Origin of the sequence: Trinickia symbiotica (assembly GCF_003028655.1) — a bacterium.
GTDB classification, from domain to species: domain Bacteria; phylum Pseudomonadota; class Gammaproteobacteria; order Burkholderiales; family Burkholderiaceae; genus Trinickia; species Trinickia symbiotica_A.
The window spans coordinates 34,878-60,445 of sequence record NZ_PYUC01000018.1 but is presented as its reverse complement, the minus strand read 5'-3'; the positions used below and the strand labels follow the sequence as shown (position 1 = coordinate 60,445).

At 60.8% G+C, this 25,568-nt stretch carries 17 protein-coding genes; 9 read left to right on the top strand and 8 right to left on the bottom strand.

Translation table 11 applies throughout. The features are described 5' to 3' along the window. Window positions 1-42 precede the first annotated feature (42 nt). From treZ to treY, 3 genes are read left to right on the top strand one after another with little or no spacing between them, the layout of a single operon-like run. Complete coding sequence (gene treZ / locus C9I57_RS27790) at window positions 43-1,986, top strand: malto-oligosyltrehalose trehalohydrolase (protein ID WP_107153788.1); 1,944 nt, start codon at window positions 43-45, stop codon at window positions 1,984-1,986. Then, a complete protein-coding gene (malQ, locus tag C9I57_RS27785) occupies window positions 1,983-4,220 on the top strand; it encodes a 4-alpha-glucanotransferase (RefSeq protein ID WP_258187854.1) in 2,238 nt (745 codons plus the stop codon). Before treZ ends, malQ begins: the two co-directional genes overlap by 4 nt. Beyond that, the gene (gene treY / locus C9I57_RS27780) at window positions 4,217-7,216 is read left to right on the top strand and encodes a malto-oligosyltrehalose synthase (RefSeq protein WP_107153787.1); all 3,000 of its coding nucleotides are present in this window, start codon (window positions 4,217-4,219) and stop codon (window positions 7,214-7,216) included. The genes malQ and treY overlap by 4 nt, the downstream gene beginning before the upstream one ends. 36 nt (window positions 7,217-7,252) lie before the next feature. Here treY and C9I57_RS27775 read toward each other — a convergent pair whose 3' ends face one another. Continuing rightward, window positions 7,253-8,092: a sensor histidine kinase gene (locus tag C9I57_RS27775; protein WP_107153786.1), complete on the bottom strand. Its 840-nt coding sequence runs from the start codon at window positions 8,090-8,092 to the stop codon at window positions 7,253-7,255. Window positions 8,093-8,217: 125 nt separating this feature from the next. On the opposite strand from C9I57_RS27775, the gene C9I57_RS27770 reads away from it, so the two are divergent. Together C9I57_RS27770 and C9I57_RS27765 are read left to right on the top strand one after the other, a co-directional pair. Then, entirely contained in the window at window positions 8,218-8,559 is a 342-nt protein-coding gene (locus C9I57_RS27770) for an FKBP-type peptidyl-prolyl cis-trans isomerase (protein WP_018439781.1), read from the top strand. 64 nt (window positions 8,560-8,623) lie between these two features. Beyond that, window positions 8,624-9,406 carry an AraC family transcriptional regulator gene (locus tag C9I57_RS27765; RefSeq protein ID WP_107153785.1) on the top strand — a complete coding sequence of 261 codons (783 nt, stop codon included), beginning with the start codon at window positions 8,624-8,626 and terminating at the stop codon, window positions 9,404-9,406. Window positions 9,407-9,488: 82 nt separating this feature from the next. Here the strand turns inward: C9I57_RS27765 and C9I57_RS27760 are convergent, their stop codons facing one another. Then, the gene (locus C9I57_RS27760) at window positions 9,489-10,679 is read right to left on the bottom strand and encodes an O-succinylhomoserine sulfhydrylase (RefSeq protein WP_107153784.1); all 1,191 of its coding nucleotides are present in this window, start codon (window positions 10,677-10,679) and stop codon (window positions 9,489-9,491) included. A gap of 118 nt (window positions 10,680-10,797) precedes the next feature. Continuing rightward, the gene (locus C9I57_RS27755; RefSeq protein ID WP_107153840.1) at window positions 10,798-11,658 is read right to left on the bottom strand and encodes a 2OG-Fe(II) oxygenase; all 861 of its coding nucleotides are present in this window, start codon (window positions 11,656-11,658) and stop codon (window positions 10,798-10,800) included. A gap of 223 nt (window positions 11,659-11,881) precedes the next feature. On the opposite strand from C9I57_RS27755, the gene C9I57_RS27750 reads away from it, so the two are divergent. After that, a complete protein-coding gene (locus C9I57_RS27750) occupies window positions 11,882-12,892 on the top strand; it encodes a cupin-like domain-containing protein (RefSeq protein WP_107153783.1) in 1,011 nt (336 codons plus the stop codon). A gap of 57 nt (window positions 12,893-12,949) precedes the next feature. Here C9I57_RS27750 and C9I57_RS27745 read toward each other — a convergent pair whose 3' ends face one another. Together C9I57_RS27745 and C9I57_RS32880 are read right to left on the bottom strand one after the other, a co-directional pair. Then, window positions 12,950-14,044, bottom strand: coding sequence for an S-adenosylmethionine:tRNA ribosyltransferase-isomerase (locus C9I57_RS27745; protein ID WP_107153782.1), 1,095 nt, complete (start codon window positions 14,042-14,044; stop codon window positions 12,950-12,952). Window positions 14,045-14,099: 55 nt separating this feature from the next. Beyond that, complete coding sequence (locus tag C9I57_RS32880) at window positions 14,100-14,897, bottom strand: hypothetical protein (protein ID WP_181321972.1); 798 nt, start codon at window positions 14,895-14,897, stop codon at window positions 14,100-14,102. A gap of 879 nt (window positions 14,898-15,776) precedes the next feature. Between C9I57_RS32880 and C9I57_RS27730 the strand changes: the two genes are divergently transcribed. From C9I57_RS27730 to C9I57_RS27720, 3 genes are all read left to right on the top strand, one after another. Next, window positions 15,777-19,163, top strand: coding sequence for an inverse autotransporter beta domain-containing protein (locus tag C9I57_RS27730; protein ID WP_107153779.1), 3,387 nt, complete (start codon window positions 15,777-15,779; stop codon window positions 19,161-19,163). A 105-nt stretch (window positions 19,164-19,268) separates the two neighbouring features. Continuing rightward, the gene (locus tag C9I57_RS27725) at window positions 19,269-20,936 is read left to right on the top strand and encodes a hypothetical protein (protein WP_107153778.1); all 1,668 of its coding nucleotides are present in this window, start codon (window positions 19,269-19,271) and stop codon (window positions 20,934-20,936) included. 99 nt (window positions 20,937-21,035) lie between these two features. Beyond that, window positions 21,036-22,061, top strand: coding sequence for a glycosyltransferase (locus tag C9I57_RS27720; RefSeq protein WP_107153777.1), 1,026 nt, complete (start codon window positions 21,036-21,038; stop codon window positions 22,059-22,061). Here the strand turns inward: C9I57_RS27720 and C9I57_RS27715 are convergent. The 3 genes from C9I57_RS27715 to C9I57_RS27705 form a co-directional block, all read right to left on the bottom strand. After that, the gene (locus C9I57_RS27715; RefSeq protein WP_107153776.1) at window positions 22,044-23,480 is read right to left on the bottom strand and encodes a hypothetical protein; all 1,437 of its coding nucleotides are present in this window, start codon (window positions 23,478-23,480) and stop codon (window positions 22,044-22,046) included. The two genes, C9I57_RS27720 and C9I57_RS27715, sit on opposite strands and share 18 nt — an antisense overlap. 16 nt (window positions 23,481-23,496) lie before the next feature. Further along, complete coding sequence (locus C9I57_RS27710) at window positions 23,497-24,225, bottom strand: hypothetical protein (protein ID WP_146166276.1); 729 nt, start codon at window positions 24,223-24,225, stop codon at window positions 23,497-23,499. 212 nt (window positions 24,226-24,437) lie between these two features. Then, window positions 24,438-25,490: a hypothetical protein gene (locus C9I57_RS27705; RefSeq protein ID WP_146166275.1), complete on the bottom strand. Its 1,053-nt coding sequence runs from the start codon at window positions 25,488-25,490 to the stop codon at window positions 24,438-24,440. Between the last annotated feature and the right edge of the window lie 78 nt (window positions 25,491-25,568).

Genomic DNA, 25,568 nt, shown 5'->3' with positions numbered 1-25,568 from the left:
ACACTTTTTATCGGTGACGACGTAAAGACAAGGATGAGCCCCATGTCCGAACATCCGCTCGATTGCCGGCAGCAGCGTCACGCGCACTGCCTGCCGTTCGGCGCCCATCTGATCGATGCCGCTTCCGGCGCGCCGCCGCACACGCGGTTTCGCTTTTGGGCGCCTGCGTGCACGGCGGTCAGCGTGGAAATCGAATACGCCTCGACGACGGTCTCTGTCGAAATGACGCCCGCAGGCAACGGTTGGTTCGAAGCGCAAGCCCAATGCGGTGCGGGCGCGCGCTATCGCTATCGGCTCGGCGGCCCCGAGGGACCCGCCGTTCCCGATCCCGCCTCGCGTTTTCAACCCGAGGACGTGCATGGGCCGAGCGAAGTGATCGATCCGCGCGCTTATGTCTGGCAGCAATCGCAGTGGCTCGGTCGGCCATGGGAAGAAATGGTCGTCTACGAACTGCACGTCGGTACGCTCGGCGGCTACGAGAGCGTGGCCAAGCGCCTGCCCCGCATCGCCGAACTCGGCGCCACGGCCATCGAGCTGATGCCGATCAACGATTTCCCAGGCCGCCGCAACTGGGGATACGACGGAACACTCCCGTTCGCGCCGGATTCGGCCTACGGCCGCCCCGAAGACCTCAAGGCGATGATCGATCGCGCGCACGAGCTGGGACTCGCCGTGCTCGTCGATGTCGTCTATAACCATTTCGGCCCGGAAGGCAACTATCTGCCTTCGTACGCACCCCAGTTCTTCCGCGAAGACGTGGTGACACCGTGGGGTCCGGCCATCGACTTTCGGCGCCTCGAGACGCGCGAGTTTTTCGTGCAAAACGCGCTTTACTGGCTCGACGAATATCGCTTCGACGGCTTACGAATCGATGCCGTGCACGCGATAGGCGACGACGAATGGCTCCGCGAGCTGGCGGACCGCATACGGCGCACCACGGAGTCGGGGCGCCACGTGCATCTCGTGCTCGAAAACGAGCACAACACGGCAAGTCTCTTGCAAGGCCATTTCGACGCTCAATGGAATGACGATGCGCACAACGCGTTGCACGTGCTGCTGACCGGCGAGCACGAAGGCTATTACCGCGCGTATGCCGACGAGCCGATCCGCAAACTCGCGCGCGTGCTGGCCGAGGGTTTCGCCTACCAGGGAGAGCCGTCGCCGATTCACGACGGCGCGCCGCGCGGCGAGCCCAGCGGCCACCTTGCGCCGACTTCGTTCGTGATGTTCCTGCAGAACCACGATCAGATCGGCAATCGCGCGTTCGGCGAACGGCTGCGCACGCTTTGCGCGCCGCAGGCACTGCTTGCGGCGACAGGGCTCATGCTGCTGTCGCCGCAAATTCCTCTTCTCTTCATGGAAGAAGAGCACGGCTCGACGCAACCGTTCGTTTATTTCACCGATTACGACGGCGAACTCGCCGATGCCGTGCGCGAGGGACGCCGCCGCGAATTCGCGAAATTTTCAGCATTCAGCGATGCGGAGCGGCGTGCGCGCATTCCCGATCCCAACGCCGTACAGACGTTCGCGCTATCGTCGCCGCCCGCCGAAAACGGCAGTTGCGAAACGACGACGACGGGTAACGGCAATGCCGGCGGCGAGCGCGATGCATGGCTTCACTTCTACCGCTCGGCGCTTGCCGTGCGGGCCAAGCTGATCGCGCCGCGCATCGCGCACGCACGCGCGCTCGGTGCCTCGGTGCTCGCCATGCGCAACGGCCACGAAGCGAACGCGCTCGTTGCGCGCTGGCGGCTTTCGGACGGCGAGACGCTCGCCATCGCACTGAACCTGACGCCGGATGCGCTACCGTTCGCGGAACGCCCCGACGGCATGGTCGTTTTCGAAACACCTCCGCGTTCGCGCGACAGTGTCGAAGCGGGCGACCTGCCGCCCTACGCATGCATTGCGTGGCTGACCGGCGACGTCAACAGCTACGCATTGCGGCACGATTCGCGCGTGCTTCAGCCGCGGGAGAACAACGCGTGAATGCGCCGACGCAACCGCCGACACCCGCGCCCTCGCCCGAGGCGCTGCGCTCCGCTCGTTCCGCGCGTCAAGCCATCGAGCGCGTCGCCACGCGAGCGGGATTCTCGGTGCATTGGGAAGACGCGCATCGCCGCAAGCGCCGCGTGCCATCCGAAACGCTGGCCGCCCTGCTCGCCGCGCTCGGACTGCCCTGCGCCACGCGCGAGGAAGCCGCCGAGAGCCTTGCCGCGCTCGACGCCGAACACCAACATGGCGCGTTGCCTCCGCTCGTCACCGCCGAATGCGATCGTGCAATCGCGTTGCCCGCCGCAGCCATCGAAGCGGGCACTCAATATCGTATCGAGCTAGAGAGCGGCGAAGTCATCGACGGCCGTCTCAGCGCACCGAGAGCCCAATCGGCGCTGCTTTCGCCGATCGCCGAGCCGGGCTACCACCAGCTCGTCCTCAACGATCGCCGCATCGCGCTTGCCGTTGCGCCCTCGCGGTGCCACACCGTCAGCGACGCGTGCCTCGCGGCAGGCGTGGAAGGCAGCGAAGCGCCGGCGCTATGGGGTATCGGTGCCCAACTTTACGGACTGCGTCGCGCAGGCGATGGGGGCATCGGCGACTATTCGGCGCTCGCCGCATTCGCGGCCGAGAGCGCGCGCCGCGGGGCGCACGCGCTGGCGATCAGTCCCGCGCATGCGATGTTCAGTGCAGACCCGGGCAAGTTCAGCCCCTACTCGCCGTCTTCACGTCTTTTCCTCAACGTGGCTCACATCGACCCCGCAGCCGTGCTCGGCGACGAGGCGCTGCGCGAAACGCTGGATGCGCTCGGCGCCAGCGCGGCGTGGGCCGCGCTCGAGAGCGAGCCGCTCGTCGATTGGCCTCGCGCCGTTACGCTGCGCCTTAAGATTTTGAGGGCGCTGTTCGACCGCTTCAGGGCTCACGATTGCAACCAACGCAGCCCCCTGGCAGCGCAATTCGATGCCTTTTGCGCGCAGGGCGGCCGAGCGCTCGAAGACCACGCGCGTTTCGAGGCGCTCGACGCGCGCCAGCGAGCCGAGCACGGACAAACGCATTGGCGCCGATGGCCGGCTGAATTGACCGACCCGCGACGAGCCGAAGTCGACGCGTTTGCGCGTGAACACAGACAGGAAATCGACTTCCATCTGTTCATGCAATGGCTTGCGGCGGCAGGCCTCTCGGAGGCTCAGCGGGCCGCGCGCGATGCCGGCATGGCGATCGGGCTCGTCGCCGATCTCGCGGTCGGTTGCGACGGAGCCGGCAGCCACGCCTGGTCGTACCGCGACGACATGCTGGAGGGCGTCTCCGTCGGCGCCCCGCCCGACCTCTTCAATCAAGCCGGACAAGCGTGGGGTTTGACGACGTTCTCGCCACGCGCGATGCGCAACCAGGGCTTCACGGCATTTATCGATATGCTCCGTGCCACGTTCGCGCATGCGGGCGGATTGCGCATCGATCACGTACTCGGTCTGCGGCGTCTGTGGCTCGTTCCCGAAGGCGCGTCCCCGGCCGATGGGGCTTACCTCAGCTACCCCATCGACGATTTGCTGCGACTTATCGCGCTCGAATCGTGGAGGCATCGAGCGATCGTGATCGGCGAAGACCTCGGCACCGTGCCGGCGGGCCTGCGCGATCGCCTCGCGGAGCATGGTCTGCTCGGGATGCGCGTTCTTTGGTTCGAGCGCAACGAGGAGGACGGCGGATTCCGCGCGCCCGAGCAATGGGGAGCGAGTTCGGTTGCAATGACGACGACGCACGATCTGCCGACCGTTGCCGGCTGGTGGGAAGGACACGACATCGAGTGGCGCAGCCGCATAGGCCAGACCGCGGCGCGCCCTGACGGCAAAGACCCCGTCGCCGTAGCGCAAGCCGAGCGTGCGACGGACCGCGAGGCGCTCTGGCATGCGTTGCAGCAGGCCGGCATTGCCGCGCGCGATGTCGGCGCGCCGCCGCTCGAAGAGCCGCCCGTGGACGAAGCGCTCGCGTTCGTCGCGTCCACGCCGACGCCGCTCGCCCTGTACCCGCTCGAAGATCTGCTCGGACTCGCCGAGCAGCCGAATCTGCCCGGCTCGATCGACGAGCATCCGAACTGGCGCCGCCGCGTGGGCGCCCCTGTCGACGCACTGTTCGCCGACGCCGCGTTCGCCGATCGCCTGCTCGCGATTGCGCGCGTCCGGGCGAGCGCGGCGGGCGGCCCCGCGGCGCCCGAGCCGCCCCGCGCATCATGACGCTGCCGCGCTCCACGCTCAGGTTGCAGCTGCATCGCGGCTTCACGTTCGACGATGCTGCCGCGCATGTCGACTACTTCTCGGCGCTCGGCGTGAGCCATCTCTATCTGTCGCCGATCACGACTGCCGTGCCCGGCTCGATGCACGGCTACGACACGATCGACTACGGCAGCGTGAACCCCGAACTCGGCGGCGAGCTCGCATTGAAGCGGCTCGCCGCTGAATTGCGCGCGCGGCAGATGGGCATCGTCGCCGACATCGTGCCGAATCACATGGGCATCGCGGGCAGCCATAACGCGTGGTGGCTCGACATCCTCGAATGGGGCAGGCACAGCGCGCATGCGCGTTACTTCGACATCGACTGGCATTCGCCCGACCCCGCGTTGCGCGGCAAAGTGCTCGCGCCTTGTCTCGGTGCGCAGTACGGCGAGGAGTTGATGGCCGGTCGCATCACGCTGTCGTTCGACACCGAGCGGACGCGCATCGTCGCGCGCTACGCCGAGCACCTGTTTCCGATCTGTCCCGTCGATTACGCGACAATCTTGCGGACCGCTATCGATGGAAAGGCGCTCAGGGATGACGCTAAACGCGCCGAGCCCGGCAAGGCTCGGCCGACGCCGGAGCAAGACCGCGAACGCGAAGCGCTGAAGGTGTTGGCCGCGCATTTCGACGGACTCACGGCGCAGCCCGACGAACGGCCGCGCGCGCAAGACGCGCTGGAAGCGTTGCGCGCGTTCGTCGACGCGCACGGCCGCGCCGCCATCGACAACGCGCTCGCCGCCTATTCGCCCGATACGCCCGCCTCGCGCGAGCGCCTCCATCGGCTGCTCGAGAGGCAGTACTTTCGCCTGGCCTGGTGGCGCACCGCCGGCGACGAGGTGAATTGGCGGCGCTTTTTCGACATCTCGACGCTCGCGGCCGTGCGGGCCGAACGCACCGAAGTGTTCGAGGCCACGCACGCGCTGATGCTGCGGCTTTTCGCGGAAGGCGTGATCGACGGCGTGCGCATCGACCATATCGATGGCCTGCTCGATCCGCGCGAGTACTGTCAACGCCTGCGCGAGCGGCTCGCCGAACGTGAAACGCAGCGTCCGCCCCAGCTAGACGGCACACGCGCCTATGTCGTCGTCGAAAAGATTCTTGCGCGCGGCGAGGCGTTGCCCGCCGATTGGCCGGTCGATGGCACGACGGGTTACGACTTCATGAACGACGTCGGCGCCCTGCTGCACGATCCCGAGGGCGAGGCCGCGCTGACGGCCACATGGAACGAGTTGGCCGCGAGCGAAACGACCTTCGCCGAGGAAGTACTCGCCGCGCGCCGGCAGGTGCTCGCCGAAAACCTCCCGGCCGAGCTCGACAGAGCGACCCGCGCCCTGCACCGGCTGGCGCGCGAGCAACCGGCCACGCGCGACTTCACGTTCCTTGCGATTCGTCGCGCGCTGACCGAGCTGGCCGTTCATTTCCCGGTGTATCGGTTCTACCCGGTCAACGGTCTCCGTATGGAGGCCGATGAGCGCTACTTCCGCAAGTCTTGCGAAGACGCACGCGCGGAATTGCCGGCGGCCTATCACGGCGTACTGGCTCAACTCGACGAATGGCTCGGCGGCCCCGGGCCGCAAGCGCAAGCGCAGGCACCGGCAGGCACAGGCACGAGTGCCGAAGCGGCGAGCGGAGCGGATGCCGCGAGAACGTCGACCCCGAATCGCGAACGGCGCACCGCATGCGCGCTCTTTGCGCAGCTGACTGCGCCGCTTGCCGCGAAGGCCGTCGAGGACACCGCGTTCTATCGATATGGCCGGCTGCTTTCGCGCAACGAAGTCGGGGCCGATCCGGGCGACTTCTCGCTTTCAGTTGACGCCTTTCATGAAACCAATCTCGAGCGCCAGCGACGCTTTCCGCACGCGCTCGTCGCAACGGCCACGCACGATCACAAGCGCGGCGAAGACGTTCGTGCGCGGCTCGCGGTGTTGAGCGAAATCGCAAACGAATGGAGCGCCACCCTGCGTGCCTGGTCGACATTGAATGCGCCGCATCGTCGCGAAGCGCCAGCGGCACTGGCACGGGCGGCCGCGGAGCCGCCGACGGGCGACGTAGCCTACCGCCTCTCGCACGGATGGGCTCCCGGGGCCGCGGCCGAGGCGATGCTCTATCAAACGCTCGTCGGTTGCTGGCCGTACGATCTCGATCCATCCGACGCCGCGGGCGTCGAAGCGTTCGCCGAGCGCGTCGCACAGTGGCAGTTGAAAGCGCTGCGAGAAGCGAAGCTGCGGACGAGTTGGTATGCGCCCGACTTGGAATATGAAGCGGCATCGCGCGACTTTCTCTTCGACATACTCGCGCCCCAACGGCGCGACGGCTTCCTGCGCGAGCTCTCGCTTTTCGTTGCTCGCGTGAGCCGCGCGGGCGCCGTCAATAGTCTGTTGCAAACGATGCTGCGCATCGCGTCGCCCGGGGTGCCCGATCTTTTTCAAGGCACCGAGCTTTGGGACTTCAGCCTCGTCGATCCCGACAATCGCCGGCCTGTCGATTTCGCGCTGCGTCGAGCGATGCTCGTCGATACGCCGCCGAGCGAACAGCTTTCGAACTGGCGCGACGGGCGCGTGAAGCTTGGCGTCGTCCATCGCGCGTTGACGCTGCGTGCCGTATCGCCGGCGCTTTTTCTCGAGGGGTCCTACATTCCGCTTGCCGTGCAGGGAACGCATGCACGCCACGTAGTCGCGTTTGCGCGCCGGCACGGGGATGCGTACGCCATCGCCATCGCCACGCGGTTTGCCTCCAGGCTCCTCGCGCCTGAAAGCGACGTCCCGCTCGTCGATCCAGCGGTGTGGCAGGACACACGCGTCGAGCTGCCGCAGGCGCTCGCCTCGCGTGCCCTGTTCGATTGGTTAAGCCCCGGCGCGCCAAAAGTCGATGACGACGGACAACTTTTCGTGCAAGACGTATTGACCGCGTTGCCCGTCGCGCTACTCGTCGAGGAGGGTGTGCCGGGGCGGTGAAGTTGTGAGCTGTCCGCTTCGGCCCGCCCTCGAACATCAAACGGCCATGAGCGGTACGCGTAGAGAAAGCGTCGACGGTTGCCCGTCGAGCGTCTCGCCTTGCTCGAACATCCCGCCATGTGCCGACGCTACGCGCTGCGGCAGCGCAAGAACCCAGGCGATGCGTCCTGCTTCGCGCGCAAGCATCGCCTGCTTACGGGAGAAAGCGTCGAACGCGTGCGGCAGCTCGGCATCGCTCAACGCGGCGAAACTCGTCGTATAGGCGACGTCCACACGCCACGAACCGGACTCGACACTGCTCGCGAGCGCCACCGAGCCGCCAGGCGCGCTGGCTTCGACGGCAAATGCCAGCATCACCCATATCGCCTGCGAAAGCCGCTCGCGGTCGCCATCGCACTGCTCGGAATCGAGCTGCGAATCGAGCTTGATGGTGACCCCGCGCGCATCGGCCAGCGCGCGCCGGACATCGTCGAGCGAGCGGTCGAGAGCCTGCCTCATGGCGAACGGCGCACGCGTGAGCGGCAGCGCTTTCGTCTCGGCGCGCGTGCTGTCGACGGCTTCCTCCAGCAGCTTCACTTGTTGATCGACGCCCGACCGGATGCCTGCGAGCGCGCGTTGCGCCGCGGCGTCGTTCGGGTCTAGCTTGCGTTCGAGCACATACGCCCAGCTATGGATGGCGTTAAGAGGACTCCGCAGATCATGGGATACGATCGACAGCACGTGGTCGCGCATAAAAAGCGCCGTCTCGGCGCGCATACGCGCAAAGCGTTCGTCGGATGTGGCAGCGGCAACGGCACTGAAAGACGTCGACACGATCGGCCCCTCGTATGAAGCGCTCGACGGCCCATTGATCGCCGCGCCGCGGGGGCACGGCATTTGCTCCTCCCTCGCGGCGATGGGCAGGACCGGGTAGCACGTTGATGAGAGTGACATTATAGGCACCGATGCCAACGGTGAGCGCCTACAATGGCGCTTTTAACCGTGATTCGAGGAGTTCTCCCATGTCGATCGTGACAACCGCTTCCGGCCTCAAATATGAAGACCTGACCGAGGGCGCCGGCGCCGAAGCCACCGCCGGCCGCACCGTCAGCGTCCACTACACGGGCTGGCTCACCGACGGGCAGAAGTTCGATTCGAGCAAGGACCGCAACGATCCTTTCGCGTTCGTGCTCGGCGGTGGCATGGTCATCAAGGGCTGGGACGAAGGCGTGCAGGGCATGAAAGTGGGCGGCGTGCGGCGGCTCACCATCCCGCCTCAGCTCGGGTACGGTGCGCGCGGCGCGGGCGGCGTCATTCCGCCGAATGCGACGCTCGTGTTCGAAGTCGAATTGCTCGAAGCGTGATTGGGCACGCGGGGCCGGAATGCGAGCCGCGCGAGAGGGCGTAACGTGAAGGACTGAGAGACGCATGAGCGAGCAGGCGATCCGTGCGCCCAGCGTGACGCTGCGCTGCTTCGAGGAAGCGAGCGCGGCTGACGAGCACGATTTCCATCAAGTCGTGCTCGGGCTCGACGGCGCGATGGAGATGGCCGTGGACGGTGTTGCGCAGCGCATCGACAAGCGCTATGGGTGGCTGATACCGGCGGGTTCGCGACACGAATACGCGGGAATCGGCGAGAACCGACAAGTCGTGCTCAATTTGTCGCCCGCCTCACTCGCGATACCCGAGCGGCTCTTTGCTCGCCCGCTCGTGGTCACCCTCGATGACGCGTTCGCCCGACTCGTCGTGGACGTCGCAACGGGGGGCGCGCCGACGGCCAAACCCGCATCGTCGTTGGGGGCGTCGCACACCCGACGATTCGCGTGGGATACCGCAACGCGTCTCGCTGCCGCACTCGCCACGGCAATCGGCATCGAACCACCCGCGGTCGGGCTCGATTTTCCTCGTATCGATAAGTGGCTGCGCACGAATTTGTCCGAGCCGTTGCGGGTGCCCGATCTTGCCGCGCATTGCGGATTCGGCACGCGGCGCTTCCATCAGTTGTTCGAAGAAGCGTTTGGCACGACACCGCATCGCTATTTGCAGCGCCTGCGGCTCGACACGGCCCTCGCGTTGCTGCGCGATCCTCGCAACACGCTGACTGATGTCGCGCTGGCCGTCGGCTTTGGCGATCAGAGCGCGTTCACGCATGCGTTCACTCGGCGATTCGGGCTTGCACCCGGGCAGTGGCGGGCGATGCGCGCTCATTGAGCGCGCATGCGTCGCTGTGCGCTCCTTTCTTGAGACCGAGGCTAATCGGGGCCGGTTGACACAGCGTCGTCAGCGGTCCAAATCAGCGGTTCAATCCTCGAGCGAGGTCCGCACAGATATCGTCCGCATTCTCGAGCCCCACCGCCACGCGCAGCAGCGCTTCGGTAATGCCAGCCTGCGCGCGCGCTTCGGGAGTGATGCGGCTGTGCGTCGTCGTTGCCGGATGCGTAATCGTCGTACGCGTATCGCCGACATTGGCCGTGATCGAGCAGAGCTTCGTGTTGTCGATCACACGCCAAGCATTTTCGCGTTGTTGCTCGGGTGTCTCGCCGACCACCTCGAACGCCAGCACCGAACCGCCCGAGCGTTGCTGCCGCTTTGCCAACTCATACTGCGGATGCGATTCGAGCCCGGGATAAAAAACGCGCTTCACCGTGGGATGTGCCTCGAGCCACCGGGCGACGGTCAACGAGGAGGCGGAATGGCGCTCCGCACGCAGTGCAAGCGTCTCCATCCCTTTGAGCAGGATCCAGGCGTTGAACGCGGACATCGTCGGCCCAGCGGTGCGGACGAACGGGAAGACTTTCTCCATGATGAACTGGCGCGTACCGACGAGCGCGCCACCGAGCACCCGGCCCTGCCCATCGATGAGCTTCGTGGCCGAATGCATGACGACGTCGGCGCCGAGCTTCAACGGTTGCTGAACCGCGGGACTGCAAAACGTGTTATCGACCACGTAAATCGCGCCCGCCGCTTTCGCGATCTTGCCGACGGCTTCGATATCGCAAAGCTCCGTCATCGGATTCGAAGGCGTTTCGACGAAGAACATCTTCGTTTCAGGCCGTACGGCGGCTTTCCATGCATCGAGGTCGACGGGGTCGACGTACGTCGTTGTAATCCCGAAGCGCGAGAAAATTTGCGAGAACATGCCGAGCGTCGAGCCGAAAAGCGCGCGCGAACTGACGATATGGTCACCCGCCTGCATCGCGGCCATGACGACGGAGAGAATCGCGCTCATGCCCGAGGCCGTCGCGATGCAAGCCTCGCCGCCTTCGAGCGCGGCGAGGCGCTCCTGGAACATCGTGACCGTCGGGTTCGTGAAGCGGGAATACGTGTAGTAGTCCTCGGAATGCTTGAAGCGCTCGGCGGCTTCGGCGGCGCTTGTAAAGCAAAAACTCGAGGTTAGAAATAGCGCTTCCGAGTGCTCGTTGAAGTCTGTCCGCACCGTGCCGGCGCGCACGGCGAGGGTGTCGAAGTTGAAAGAGTCGTCCATGTTCTCGATGCCTGCGAGGTCCGTGTGGTTCGGAGAGCGAAGTGTCTTGCCGTCCGACAGGAAACCCGAAATCGCTCAACACGCCGATTTTGACACAGACCGCGCTTGGATCGTGCCGCTAAAGGTACGCCCGCTCCCGTACCCACTTCGTCACGATCCATTTTTCGCCGGCAATGACGGGGGCGCCCCCGTGCAACGTCGTCGGATCGACCTGCCGCGAACCGTTCGCATACCGGAAATAGACGGCGCAGCCGCGGCGCGGCGCCACCGATAGTCCGACTTCGGGAAAGATCGTTTCCCCGCCGGCTTCGACGTCATTCAGATAAACGATGAGCGTGGCGACACGCTGCCCGCCGTGAGCAAGGTGGACGTTGCTGCCTGCTTGCCCCGGCGGGAAATAATCGAAATGAGGACGATATTCGTCGCCGATGCCGTATCGGAGAACCTGAAGGCCTTCGCCGTTCTCGACGGGCCAATTCATCAAGCTGGCGAACCGCTGTTCGATTCGCGAGATAAAGGCGTCCTCCCCACGCTGAAAGTAGATTCCCTTGCTCGACCGATTGGGGATGACGTCGAAGGTGCCGGTCGTAGGGTTGACCGTTGTCGAAGGTCGCAGGCGATCGCGCGAGCGCACAATCAATTCTTCGCATTCGTCATCAGCGAGCAAATCTGCGAACGTGATCAGCTGCGGTCGCTTGCAACGCAACAGCACTTTGACGTCGCGATCGCTCGCGCGGATAACGTTGCCGCTTGCAACGGGCGATGGGTCGTATTGATACTCGGCCGAAACCGGCTCCGCGATCAATGAGTCGGTATGATCGTCGCGACCGTGGACGTCCACGAGCCGATGCACCGCCGCATTCGCCGCATCGGGATCGAAGCCCGCCTGCATCATGGCCTCGATCATCGATTCCGGCGTGCAGCCGCGATTCTTGTTGAGCGTCAGCCAATTTTGCCAAGTCTCGTCCAAAACGGCCATCTTTCCTCCTTTGCCAATCGCCATGCTCACAGCGCCATCTGCGTTGTGTTGTGCAGCCAGTATGGCAAATGCCGTATCGATTCGCGTTTCGCTTATCGGCTAGCTTCGAGCTCGAATGATGCCAGAAAACGACGCCCGCTTGCCTATCAGTTCTGATAGGCAATTAGCGTCGTCGGCTCCGATAGAGTCATCAATGCGAACTAACGCCCAATGGACGAAATAGATGCTGCACGGGACAGTAGATGATGAGTGGCGGCGTTGGATTGCCGAGAACTTGACGCTCGGCGGCTCGGAAGAGTCGATCGTCAGCGAGATGGTTTCGAATGGCGTCGCTTCCGACGACGCACGACGCGAAGTCAGGGCGGCGTTAACACATCCCTATGTGCAAGGGAGCACGCGTTTGCGCGAGCGCTTGAAAAAGCGCGACTGGATTCTCGGCGTGTACCGTAGGCTATCGGTGATGTGCGGGGAGACCGCCGATATAGAGCGGCGGGACGGGCTCGATCGGGAGGAGTTTTTCGAGCGCTTTTACTATGCGAATCGTCCCGTGATCATTGCCGGCATGTTGGACGAATGGCCTGCGCTCACGCGATGGAGCTGCACAATTTTCCGCGAGCGTTGGGGCGAGCGGGAGGTGGAAGTGCAATTCGGTCGGGAAAGCGATCCCGACTTCGAGATCAACAAAGGCCTATTGACGAAGAAGATGCGCTTCGGCGATTACGTCGATCTCGTCGAGCGGTCGTCGCCCACCAACGATTTCTATATGACGGCGAGCAATCATTCGCTTAACCGCCGAGCGCTCGCCGAGCTTTGGGATGACCTCAAGCCGCTGCCGCCCTACCTGGATCCAAGGTCGCCCGACGATGGCTTTCTTTGGTTCGGCCCTGCGGGAACGATCACGCCGTTCCATCATGACTTGACGAACAATTTGCTAGCGCAGGTTGTAGGCCGCAAGCGCATTCTGCTCGTGCCGCTTCACGATACGCCTTTCATGTATAACCATCTGCACTGCTTTTCAGCGGTTGACGGCAAACGGCCGAACCTCGAGGTGACGCCGGCGTTCGCCGATGCTCGATTGATGCAATGCACGCTCGAGCCGGGTGAGCTGCTGTTTCTGCCCATCGGCTGGTGGCACTATGTCGCGGCGATCGATGTTTCGATAACCATGGCCTTTACAAACTTTGCCGCACCCAACGATTTCTTTGTCGACTACAGAACGTTCGGAGGTGTTTGAATCCGTCGTCGGCCTTCGCACGGAGTACGCGTTTCGCGTGTTGGCTCTATCGGTTCGCTAAACAATCAGCATACTGTCGCCGAACATATCGAACTCATAGCCGCCCGCGACAATCATCTCGGCATAGCTTTTCATCACCAGGTCGTAGCCCGCGAAGGCCGCCGTCAGCACCAAATGCGTCGAACGAGGCCGATGGAGGTTGGTCAGCAGCGCATCGACAATTTTGAATTCGAAGCCGGGGTAAACGTATAGATCGGTCCAGCCGGTCTGCGGCCGAACGGCGGCGTCTCGCGCCATGCTGAGCCCTAGCGTCTCCAACGTTCTGAGCACCGTAGTGCCGACCGCGACGATGCGCCGTTTTTCGGTCAACGCTCGATCGAGCTGTGCCGCGGCTACTGGCTCCACAGTGAAAAACTCGGGTCTTACTTTATGATCCTCGACCTCCTGCTCGGCGATCCGGCGCACCGAAAGAAGCTCCGTTGCGCCGACGTGCAGCGTGATGTGCGCGATCTCGACGCCCTTCCCGGTCAAGCGATCCAGCAGTGCTTCAGAAAAGTGAAGGCCAGCCGACGGAATTTGCAGCGAGCCTGGGGATTTCGCATAGACTGAACGATACGCTTCCGGCGACGAGCGCCAGCTTGATGAAGCAGTATTCGCGCGTTGCGCCGCAGGTCCTGCCGGATCGGTAGAGCCGCCATAGCGCTGCCCGTGCTGCTCCAACGTAAGCGCCAATCGGTCCGCAGGTTCGAACGCAACGCTCCATAGTCCACGCGGCAATGGGCTAAGCACCCTGCAGCGAAGCTGGTCGTCTTCCGCAGCAATCAACGAGAGCCCCGGTACGGGAATGTCAACGGGCCTGAATGCCGCGATACTCGTGCGCCCGGGCTCATGACCACATATGATCACCCACGCGGTGCCTTCGCCGTGCCGAAATAGAAGCATGTTCGGCACTACGTAGCTGTCGTTTAGGACGAGCAGGTCGCCGGCGCGAAGATAGTCGCAAATGGATGAGAAGTTTACATGCGCGATTGCATTCGAAGTCCTGTCGAGCACGATCATCCGTCCGCTGTCACGATGCCTTCCGCGCAACTCGTTGGGTGCGTGCGGTATCAGACCAGGCTCGAGCTTGAAATCGAAGTCCTTCGCTTTCACAGGGACAGGGCAATGATGGAAGTAATCGTCTTATAGTCAGTATGGCTTCGTGTACTCATGGAAGGTGCTTGGATTGCTGGGCGTATGCCTGCGCTTTACCCGTGTCCTCCCCCTCAGGGGGATAAGTGACAATGACGCGGCATGATTCCTGAATGCCCTTCCCATCGGGGTCGAGGTCGTACGGGTGATAGAAGACCTTGAACCCGACTGTTCCGTCTTGGCCGGTAAGCCCGACGTGCAGCAACAGCTGCAGCGGCTTCAGCGCCACTCCCTGCAGTGGCCAATCACAGTAAATGCCGCACGGCATGTTCGCGACGGGACTGCCGTCCGCAGCCTTCAAAGTGGCGGTTAGCGTGTAGCTATAGTCTTCGTCAAACGATGGGTCCGAAGGCGATAAAGATAGGCAGTAGGTTGGCGTTGGCGTTGGCGTTGGCGTTGGCGTCGGCGTCGGCGTTGGCGTTGGCGTTGGCGTTGGCGTCGGCGTCGGCGTCGGCGTTGTTGACGGCCCAAAATGAAAAGTCTGCGAGGGTGCTGAAACAGATTCGTTGCCGTAAAGCCAAGCCGCCAAGGTCACGCTGCCGCTCTGCGTGCTAGCGAACGGCACGTCGCAGAGGCCGAATACGTCTGTCTTGGCCGTCGTCTGGTGTGGAACGGGGGAATCCACGAAAAACGCGCCATCATTGCCCGACAATTGGAAAACAATGTTGACGCCGTATGAGAGCTCTTCCGGAACCGTCGCCACTGCGGCTCGCAGCCGCGCTAGGTCGGCCGTATCTGCAGTCCCATCGGCAGGCTGATTGTCGCCTCGCACCATGATGGTCAACCGCATCTGCATCTGATCAGCGCTGCTCATACACCCTCCGAACGTCTGCGCTGCGTGATAGCGCGCAAATGGGAGCGAGCCATTGCGGCCCAGGCGCGGACATCATTGCATGAACAGGTAAGCGCCACCCCCTACGAATTATCAGGTTCGAAATGCACCGCGAAGGCCGGAGACATCACTCACAAACTGACGCAACGGGCTTTCACCACAGACAATTTTTGAGATAAATCCCGTTGGCGATGCCGCTCAGAAGCGGAACAATCGTCATCGAGGCCTTGCTACGCCGGCCGCCAACTTTGCAATCGCCAACCCTGGCCCGTGTTTGCTCAAAGCCAATCCCTGATACGACATACCGGCTGGGTAACCCTCTTCGAGACCGGTGCAATGAGTTACTCACTTCGATATCCGCCTAGCGTCATGCCAGCGCGACAAAGCTATCGATGCCGCAATTGCTCATGGCATGGATCAAAGTCCCACTATTTGGCGCAACATTACCTTGGCGTGCGTGCTCCTCCATTTCGCACGCAATCGGTTTGAATGACGGGCCGCCACTATAAGAATTGCTAGGTTAGCTCTGGCAAAGAACGGATATCGTTGCATTCAGATATGCGACAAACAGTAGCGGCCAGAAATCAGAGCGGGTGAATAGCGTCCCCCAGGGAACGCCGATTAGTAACGATCGACAAGAGTTCTCGATTGCACCCGCTTTTTTGCCAGGCAGATCCGTACATTGATCGCTGGTGTTTGACATTCTCGCTCCTTGCTACTAAAGGTCGCATCCCCTCGTTATGGAACCTGGGACGCTACGCCCGACTGGTCGCCGCTTGCAGACGGGCAAATCGAATTTGCTAATGATTCGCGATTAAGGAGTTGGCTCTCGAGAATGATGTTGCCTACGGACATTAACTAATGAACGGTTGGATCACCACGGTCTTTAAGCGCCACGGCGCGCGAGGCCGCCAAACCCCGAGCCGGCATTTTGCCGCATGGATGATGGTGCTCACGATGCTGACATTGAACTCGCTTGCGCCTCGCAACGCGAGCGCTCAAGCTCGGGCGCTCGATGTAAGCGCGCACTCCGCGGCTTTCGGCCAACTCTCGGCCAACAGCAATACGTCATGCGCGCCGCTTCCTCTTTCGCTCACTTGTGGGCCTATGCAGACCGCCATCAAAGTGGCCCAATCGTCGGCCGGCTGCCGCGCCGCGGATACCAGCGCTACCGGCACGTCATGCGCACGGCCAAAGTATTCGGCCTCCGAATCCGCTGATACGCGAGTTCATCTCAACCTTCCCGACCTTGGCAAAGATAGTGCGGCCAGCAGTCCAACACAGGACAAGGAAAAGAAAAACGCCATCGTCGCTCCTCTTTTGCAGCAGCTCACGCAGGTGGGTCAAATGGCAGGCTCGGGCCAAAACCTGGGTGACGTCGCGGCGGGCCTCATCACCAGCCGCGCGAACCAATACGCGTTTGGCGGCCTTCAGCAATGGCTGTCGCAATTCGGTACAGCCAGCGTATCGATGAACGTCGACAACCACGGCCGCTTCAACGAAGGTTCGACCAACCTGCTGCTGCCGCTTTACGACAATAAGGGAAGCGCGCTTCTCTTCACGCAGCTGGGCTATCAGCGTTGGGATGGCCGCAATACGATCAACTTGGGGCTTGGGGCTCGGCACTTCACCAAGAAGTCGATGTACGGCATCAACGCGTTTTTTGATGACGATGTGACTGGCCATAACCAGCGTCTTGGTGCGGGTATCGAATACGGTACCGGCTATCTTCGCCTCTCGGCCAATGGCTACCTTGGGCTGACCGGGTGGCACCAGTCAATCGACTACGCCGATTACGACGAGCGCCCGGCAAACGGCTTCGATCTGACATCGCAGATGTATCTGCCTTCGCTGCCGCAATTGGGCGTCAAGCTCAAATACGAACAGTATTTCGGAAACGCGGTCGATCTCCTCGGCACCGGAGATCGCGAAAAGAATCCATCCGCCGTTACGGCTGGGCTCGACTACACGCCCGTGCCGGCCATCACTGTCGGTGCAGCTTACCGCAGGAGCACGGGTGGCCTGAGCGACATGCTGTTCAACGTTCAGCTCAATTACCGCATGGGCGTACCGTTGCACGAGCAGTTCGACCCGCACTCCGTCGCATCGATGCGCACGCTCGCCGGCAGCCGCTACGATCTCGTCCAACGCAACAACCGGATCGTGCTCGACTATCGCAAACGCATCGTCATTCGCCTCACACTCGGGCCAGCCCTTAGCGGCTACCCAGGCGCGGTTGTGCCAATTCCCGTCAATGTAACGTCCACGTATGGATTGCAGTCCATCCAGTGGACCGCACCCGAGCTCATTGCCAATGGCGGCGCGATTACCGGGCAGAACGGCGCCTACACGCTAACGTTCCCTGCCTATCAAAACAGCGGCACGAACACCTACAACGTTAGTGCGGTGGCAACGGATCGACAGGGAAACATGTCGGCGCCGGCACAGATTCAGGTGATCGTGCAATCACCCACGCAAGCGAGCGCTAATACAACCAGTGTGGAGCTCTCGCCCGACCGGATCTATGCCGACGGACACAGCACATCACAGCTGACGATCACCGTACTCGACGCCAGCGGTAACGGCATTTCCGGACTGGCGCAGGACATCGACTTGCATTCCTCGTTCGTCGCATCACTGGGACCACCGTCTAGCGCCTCGAACCATGCGCAGACGGATCAGCAGCCGATGCCACCCACGATCGGCAGTCTTAGCGCAGAGGGCAACGGCGTTTATGTGGCGACAATCACCGCGGGGACGGCGCTGGGAGCACTCACGTTCAACCCTGTTCTCAAGAATGAGAACATCAAGCTCAAGAGTGCAACACTGCAACTCGTCGCGCCCAATACGTCGGTGAACGCCGAGATTACCGGCGCGATTATCGTCACCCCGCAAGCCATTCAACCAGCCGACGGACAATCCGCCTATACCTATACGGCTCACGTCATCGACGCCAACAGCGGCCAACCGCTGCCGAACTTCCCGCTCGTCGGATTGCGTTGGCAAGTCACCCCTATGCCGTCGTCGCTTCTAGATCCGGGCTGGCTCAGCCTCACACCCGGCAGCAGCACGACGGACAACAACGGAAACATCACGGCGACGCTCTCTAGCAAGATTGCCAGTACACAGTTCACTGTGAGTGCGCAACTTGGATCAGCGACGCCGGACAATGCTCCGCCAGTCACCTTCTCGATCGTCGCACACGTCGCGTCGGTAATGATTTTGAATCCCGCGTCGGGCATCACTGAGATGACGACGCTCAACAATGCGCTGAACGTGCCGGTATCGATCCACGCTCCGCTACCGATCAATGCGCCGGCACAAAGCGGGTTTGAGTTCATTGCCCGTATCGTCGACGCACGGGGCTTACCGGTACCGAACCAATCTCTCAGCTCGCTGAACTTCCAATGGATTCCCAGCCGCATGCGTGACGGGGTAAATGACCTCTATGTCGAGCAGGCGAGCACCGACGGTTCCGGCCAGGCCATTGCCTACTTCGGCTCCGTTAAGCAGACTGGAACGACGGGTGTGTTCACACTGTCGGCCCAACTAGGCGGCCAACCCGCGGTCTCGCCCGCGCTGCCACGCCTCGTCGCCTTTTCCGACATTCCCGCTCAATCGCAAATAGTCGAGTACGTAAGCGCGTCAGGCAACGTGACGCCAACAAGGGTCCCCCAGTCGCAGGCGAACATCTTTGTCAAAGACGTGACCTATCTACGTCTCGACTCGACGATGTTCAACACTCAGGCCGGTGATACCTTCGTGAGCGGCTCCAGCTCAGCGCCAAACGTCGTCAGCGTTGATTCGTCGGGACTGATGAACGCGCTCAAGCCAGGTTCCACAATGGTGACGGAGCTCTTCGCTCATAACGGATTTCGCTTTGCGCGCTCCGTAGCGTTGACGGTCAACACGGTTCTCTTGGTGCCGCAGTTGCGCGGCGCACCTGTTGCCATCACATCGCCCGCCGCGGGGGAGAACCTCAACACGTGTGAAACATGGGGACCAGTATATGGCGTATCCGGTATCGCGAGCGTCACGGCTAACGACGCCAATACGCTGATAGCCTTATTACCGCAGTCAGTCCTCGCAGGCATGAAGTTTTGGGGAAATTCCACCCCAACGAACAACCGTTTCTTCGTAACCGACACAAGCGCGCAATTTGGTTACTCGTCCCTCAGTATTCCGGGAGCCGGCGGCCTCCAGCGGAATGACATGAGGGACGGCACTTTGGTGTGCGAGTCCAGATGAGTTACTGACCTTTTGATTGCCTGGACGCAATGACGCACGGGTAATCGTGTAGCCGGAGCCGACATCACGACTCCAAATCGACGCGACGTACAAAAGGAGAAATTCATGGCAATCCAAGGTGTTTCGATCGTTCCGAAGTATAGCTATTCCATGTCCGGCTCGAACCTCGTGCTGACGCCCGACACCTCGTACGTGACGTACAAGGTCACCGTTACCGTGAACGATGCGAGTGAGCGGAATACAAGCGGCCACCTGGATATCAGTGGCATCGCCGCCGGACTAACCTGTGTCGAAGGCAATAAGATAAAGTTGATCGCGAACGACATGGCGCCTTGGGCGGACGTGCGTTTCAAGGTCGCCGCCGCCTCGGCTACAAAAATTGACTTCAAGGTAACGCCAACACTCGACGACGGGCAGACGTTTGCGGCGACGCAGCCTCCTCGCGCTCCGATCAACATCACGTGGCTGGGCGCAGGCGTTTTATACCCGACGTTGGCGACAGCCTCCCAACCTGACGACATCCCAGCGCTTGATACAAACGACCCAACGGCGAATGCTAAAGTCACAGTCAAAGTAACCGACTCGTCACAGGCTCCTATCGCAAACCTTTCCCTGCTGATCGGGCCGTCTGGCCAGCAAGACATCACCAGGTACCAGTACCTGGACGTCAACACGAGCGCCCCCCTGACGTTCGGTTCGAACACTATCCCGAGCACCGGCTCTCCTGCTCTCTTGGTCACAACCGATGCGAGCGGGCAGGCAGGCTTCACGATGTCAATTCCGCCCGGGGACGATTCATTGGCAGCGCTAGCGCAATTCATTTCCTGGGGCGTACAACTGCAAGGCGGCGAAGATGCGACCTACTTTCCGTCAACCGACGCTATCTTTATTGGGCCGCTTACGTCGGAAGATGCTCCCACCGTACCGATGCCGTTCATCTACGATGCGCAAGGGAGCCTCCAGTTCGATCCGAAGGGCAACAACGAATGTACATTGCAAATGACGGCTGAGTGGGACAATCCTAGCAATTCCGACAATATTCTAGTCATCGTAGGTGATGACGATAGTCCCCCCCGTCCTCGTCAACTGCTGACGGTGGGTCAGTGTAATTACGGGGGCGACCAGCCTGGGCCCAACTCCACTCTCATGTATTTGCTCGATGTAAATCGACTAATTGAAGGATACTGCCCGCTTCGCTTCCTGGTTTTTAAAACTGGCTTGTCCGATGTCGCGTACTCTCACGCCAACCTCTACACGATCACGAAGCTTCCTCCGGTGAAGCCCCTTGGCAATGTCAATCGCGTTTTGCCGATTCCTCGACTTTTTTGCAAGGCAGTGGGCAACAACGCACAGCCGGTCCTGGGCGACGAACTGAAACAAGGCGCAAAAATTAACTGGAACGATATCAACCGCGGCGGCATCTACGTCTACATACCCTACGCGGCAACCAACGGAAGCACCGGCATGAACGGTGCAGCGAACGTGAAGATCTATCGAAACGGCATATACCAAGGCGGAGCTGACGTGGTTAGCTTACCGAAGCTGTACCCTCCCGTGCAAGTGGGCGACAATGTGGTGTCCCCCGATGGAACAGCGTACGGCCTAGGCCACGGCTTATTGATGCTCATCCCGATCGATGACTTGCGCAACTGGAATGCTCCAACGGATGGAATGCCGCGTCCATTCGAAGTCGAGTACTGGGATGACAGCAAGAGTAGAAACTACTCAGTGGTTTGGTCAGGGGTTATCGACACGGTTCCGGTCAAGAAATAAAGCGCTGTGGCATTCGTGCCGTTGAGTGTCTCGCGTGGTGGGCAAGCTGCCCACCACGCACACAAACGATGAGCGCAACGACTTCATTGAGGCCGAACAATGGGCGATCTGCCCCGCCCGTTCCTACCGTTGCAACACGGCCGGCGCCCCCAAAGCTCTACGGGCATCGCACGGCGCGGCAACATTTATTTCAATTACAACCTGCTATCGGGATGCAACTATCATCGGATCGTCGTCCCACTGGTCAACATGCCGGCGGACTTCGATGCCAAAGTCCCTGTCCTGTTCTTCAATCGTCTCGGGATCGAGTCTCATGTGATTGACCAATTTCAAGCGCAAGGGGCAAGGGTCGTCATCGATCTCGACGACGACATTGCTCTGCCCGAAGGGCACGTGCTTCATGAAATGTTCAAGAGGAATCGATGCTCGGAGCGACTGATCGAGAACATCCGTCGTGCCGACATCGTGACCGTGACGAATTCGCATCTCGCGAGCAAGGTCAAGCAATACCACAAGAACATCGTCGTCGTACCCAACGCGCTGCCCTTTGACCAAGGTCAGTTCGCTGAGACGAGCCCCGGATTGGGACGCAAAATCATCTATGCCGGCGGCTTTACCCACGAATCAGATCTGCGCATCATTCACGATGCGGTGCCACGCCGCGAACTTATCATCGCGGGAGACACGGGAACGAACGGGGAGGACATTGCATCGACCACATGGCGGCGCATCCGAGAAACCTTTGACTTCGCCGAGTTCCGGCCCATGTTGAGCGTTGAAGAGTACATGCGCCACTACGACGGCAGAAGCATCGCGTTCGCTCCATTGGCCGATACACCCTTTAACCGCTGTAAATCGAATCTCAAAGCGCTCGAGGCCGGTGCAAAAGGGCTGGCATTCGTTGCCTCACGAGTATATCCGTACCACAACGAGGTCGACAAGCACGTTGTCTTGTATGCGTCGACAAACGCCGAATGGAGGCGCCTCTTCATGAAGCTGATCGCCGACCCGACGTTCCGCGCGGAACAGGGCAGGGCCCTCGCCGAACACGTGCGTCGGCACTACCATATCGATCGTGCCAACGAGCTCAGACGGCAAGTGTTCGAGTCACTCTGTCGTGTATGAACGATTTCTTCGGCGACCCGTGATGACCCAGGGGTGCCTTTTTCTCCACGATGGAAATGCTTTGAACGTTATTTGAAATGTTGTTTCGGGCGTTCCATCCTTTAGGTCCAAATTTACATTGATCGTCTCATCAACCTTGTCAACAATCTGGAAGGTCGCTGTCCCGTCAACCAGGAGCGGGACTTCCGCGTTCTGAGCATGAGCCTTTTTTTGTCCGAGCACGTAGGCGCCGCCGTCCAAGGTCACGTGCACGTTTTTCGCGTGCCTGCTCGGATCGACTTTGACGTACACGGAACAATAGCTCGTATCGGGGCCGAACGACGGATCGTCCGCGGCTGCACCGGTCGTATAGCCGTAGGTAAGCGCAGGATTCTGGTCGTTTTTTGCGTCGCGAAACAGCAGGGGAGGAATCAACGTTGCGTGCTGGGACAGCGTCAATTCCGCCTTATGGTCGCCGTTTGGCACAACTCCGAAGCTGCCCATGCCCTGCTCGTCCAAGGAAAACGAATAATTCACCTCCCCCGATTCCGCAATTCGCGCGGCGCTGGGAGTGACAAGCGACGCATAGACACTCATTCCTGGTCGCCCAAACAAGCGGACCTGGTTCGTGCCTTGGGTGCCTGGAATTTGAACGGGCGCGCCATTCGAAACAATGACGTCGAGCGAGTCGATGTCGGCAAACGAGAGTTCGAGGGACGCTGGCCGAGAGTCGCCACCGCCGTCTTCGTCGCTGCTTGGATACACGTGGTAGTACGCCGTCCCAGTTCCTTCCGGACCCAGGCAAAGCACGTACTCCTGAGGAATCAAACCCCCCACCTGCGCCGCGCCTTCGCGCACCTGTACTTCGAAGGAGTATTGAGAAGCCGGCACAGGGTTGCCGTCGCCGTTGGTGCCGGACCAGTTGAACTCGACGACATCGCCGTTGTTGATTGAAGGATAGGCTGCCGCGATCACAACGCCCCTTTCCACTGCGATGCCCGTGAATGTCGCGGGCCCATTTGGGAACTCGGGAAATGTCGGTGCTGGATAAGCGGGAGCCGATGCACCGATAATTCGTATGTCGGCTTTTTGCGAATAGGTCGGTCCATTGCCTACGAAATCTTCCACCGTGTAATAAACCTTGTACGAGCCGTTTGGAATCTGCCCTTTATGAAACCGCACGGGAAACACTGGCCACCCTGCCTGATCTTCGTCCTCCACAACGTTAGCCGTCCAGATGTTTTCGTCGAAATAGACGATATAAGTGTCATACGGCCGCGGGCCAGTGCCATCGGCTTCCGTATCCCAGGGCGGCACATATACCAGCACGTAGTCCCCGGTGATCAGGCTGATGTCGATCACGCCCGGCGTGCCGCCATTGTCGTCTTGCGTTAATATCGGTTTGTCGAGCAGGCCTTCATCGCCTTCGTCCTTGTTCACAGCTGGGCTCCTAAAATCAGTTGAAGGTCGGGACTGCAACGAAGTCCATATAGACAGTTGCAAAATCCTGAGCCAGCGCCGAAATCTGGATTTTCAAGTTTTGTTGGGGTTGCGCGCTGAGGATGTAAGCCGTTGCCGTTCCGTCATCAGCGAGTGTGATTTTATGCGTCTGCTTGTGGCCCCCGAAGCCATCGATCCACGCATCGGTCGAATTTTCAATTTCAACCAAAACATAACGTTGGCTTTGATCTAAAGGGAACTTTTTCATATCCACCCCCACATAGACCGAAGCATGTGTTTTACCATCAGCAGGAGTTCCCGAGACACATCCGTATCCCAGGATTATCGTATTCTGCGCCGCCCGAGCATACGGCTTAAACTGCATCGGCAATGCACCCGTATTATCATACGGATTGGCAGCATTTGAGATCGTCACGAAGGCCGCATCTAGATTAATTCCAGCCGACGAGTGAGGATCATCGGAGTCCACATATATCCCAAACGTCGCATAACCGTTGATATCGAGTTGCCCTGCGGCGTGCGTGGGATCAGCGGGGTTCATAGCCTCTTGAATTTTCACTCCGAGTGTCGAATCGGCATTGATCCTCATACCCGCCTTGCCGAAAACTGCCACAGTGTTACATGGCAAAAGAGAAGGATACTTTTTATCCCGCGATGGTGCACCGCTCTGCGCCACGACGTGAAGATCCGTCGAAGTGCGCGTCGCTCTTTCTTTCGCTGACATTATCCGTACTCCTAATCAGTTTATCGTTTCCTTACCTGACAATCACGCAAGTGATCCGACGCAACCCAGTCGATCGCCTACCCGCCCTTTACAAACGCCTCATGACACACTCGACCCAGGAAGCGTTATCAGCCCCAAGGTGAACGATTTGCGCTTTTCCATCGATTACTCGTGAAATGCCGAAATTTTCTGATCGATTCGAAATCATCAAATCAAAATCGTCCAGCCCAAAGCACGTTGCGCCCCCGATGCGGCCCGCGCTCATACTTAACGGTCGGTTGATTCAGCGGAGGTTGGTGAAAGACCGCGAACTTCGCGTGCCAACATGACGGTATTCCGTAACCCCGAATCAGTTGGTGAACAAACGTTGCATTGTCCGAATACACTCTTGTCAAATGGGTGAGCGTGTCACGCAAATACCTGTCGGCGTATCCACCCGGCCTCCCGTCCGAGCCGTAATCGCTGCAAAATAGGCACGCGAAAAGTCGTGTGATATGGCTCAATGCACCACCTTTGGTGGCGATGGCATCCCAACATGCAGCACTGTTGACGTTGATTAACGCCTTCGGCCGCATCGCATAGACCAGCGACACCACGACCTGGACCCGCTCAGCATGCGTGAGCGATGGCTCGAAGTGCGAGAAACAGAGCACCCGTACGCCGGAAGGCAGCCAATCCAGGGCCTGCGTGACATCACAATCCGGCAAAACCAGGAGAGTCGAGCCAGCGCCGTATGTTTCGATCGCCGCCCTGACGATGTTGACGACGGTCACATCGGCTTCGCCACGAACGAGCCACGGTGCAAACACGATATAGTCGAACGCGTGAGGCAGCGCATCGAATATGGCTTGCCATGCCCGAAGACCTGATCCCCCAAGGCCGCTTCTGACAACAGTCAAAAACTCCGGCTCGCACAGACGCGCGTTCAACAGAACGTCTTGCTCGATCGTCTGTGCTTCCGCAACCATGCGTTTGGCAGCTTCAAAAATGCGCGGCTCCGGGGTGGCGGAGCGCCCCTGCGTGCGGCCGATTTTCAGGTAGTGGACGAGTGGATGCAGTCCGCTTTTGACGACATCGCCATATCGGCCCACGTACCAGTTCGGATCAAATAGCCGGTGCGCGCGCCGTAGCTCGAAACCGCCGCGGTGCACGTAGTGCGCAAGAGGGTCCGATAATTCAGGGATATCCGGATTTAGTTTTCTATAGATGTCCGAATCGAAGTACCCCGATTGCTCTATGACATTCTGACTCTCTTCGTCTGTCACAGTCCGTCACCTCTTCGGAACAATTGCATCTGATTCGGGTTGCAATCGTGACGAGAGCCGGTAATACGCGACCTTGTC

Bases quoted from the DNA above. Each gene is read 5' to 3' on its own strand.
- C9I57_RS27760 (WP_107153784.1), bottom strand. From the start codon at position 10,679: ATGGACGACTCTTTCAACTTCGACACCCTCGCCGTGCGCGCCGGCACG.
- treY (WP_107153787.1), top strand. From the start codon at position 4,217: ATGACGCTGCCGCGCTCCACGCTCAGGTTGCAGCTGCATCGCGGCTTC.
- C9I57_RS27710 (WP_146166276.1), bottom strand. From the start codon at position 24,225: ATGTCAGCGAAAGAAAGAGCGACGCGCACTTCGACGGATCTTCACGTC.
- C9I57_RS27730 (WP_107153779.1), top strand. From the start codon at position 15,777: ATGAACGGTTGGATCACCACGGTCTTTAAGCGCCACGGCGCGCGAGGC.
- C9I57_RS27725 (WP_107153778.1), top strand. From the start codon at position 19,269: ATGGCAATCCAAGGTGTTTCGATCGTTCCGAAGTATAGCTATTCCATG.
- C9I57_RS27765 (WP_107153785.1), top strand. From the start codon at position 8,624: ATGAGCGAGCAGGCGATCCGTGCGCCCAGCGTGACGCTGCGCTGCTTC.
- C9I57_RS27770 (WP_018439781.1), top strand. From the start codon at position 8,218: ATGTCGATCGTGACAACCGCTTCCGGCCTCAAATATGAAGACCTGACC.
- C9I57_RS27775 (WP_107153786.1), bottom strand. From the start codon at position 8,092: ATGCCGTGCCCCCGCGGCGCGGCGATCAATGGGCCGTCGAGCGCTTCA.
- C9I57_RS27750 (WP_107153783.1), top strand. From the start codon at position 11,882: ATGCTGCACGGGACAGTAGATGATGAGTGGCGGCGTTGGATTGCCGAG.
- treZ (WP_107153788.1), top strand. From the start codon at position 43: ATGTCCGAACATCCGCTCGATTGCCGGCAGCAGCGTCACGCGCACTGC.
- C9I57_RS27755 (WP_107153840.1), bottom strand. From the start codon at position 11,658: ATGGCCGTTTTGGACGAGACTTGGCAAAATTGGCTGACGCTCAACAAG.
- C9I57_RS27720 (WP_107153777.1), top strand. From the start codon at position 21,036: ATGGGCGATCTGCCCCGCCCGTTCCTACCGTTGCAACACGGCCGGCGC.
- C9I57_RS32880 (WP_181321972.1), bottom strand. From the start codon at position 14,897: ATGAGCAGCGCTGATCAGATGCAGATGCGGTTGACCATCATGGTGCGA.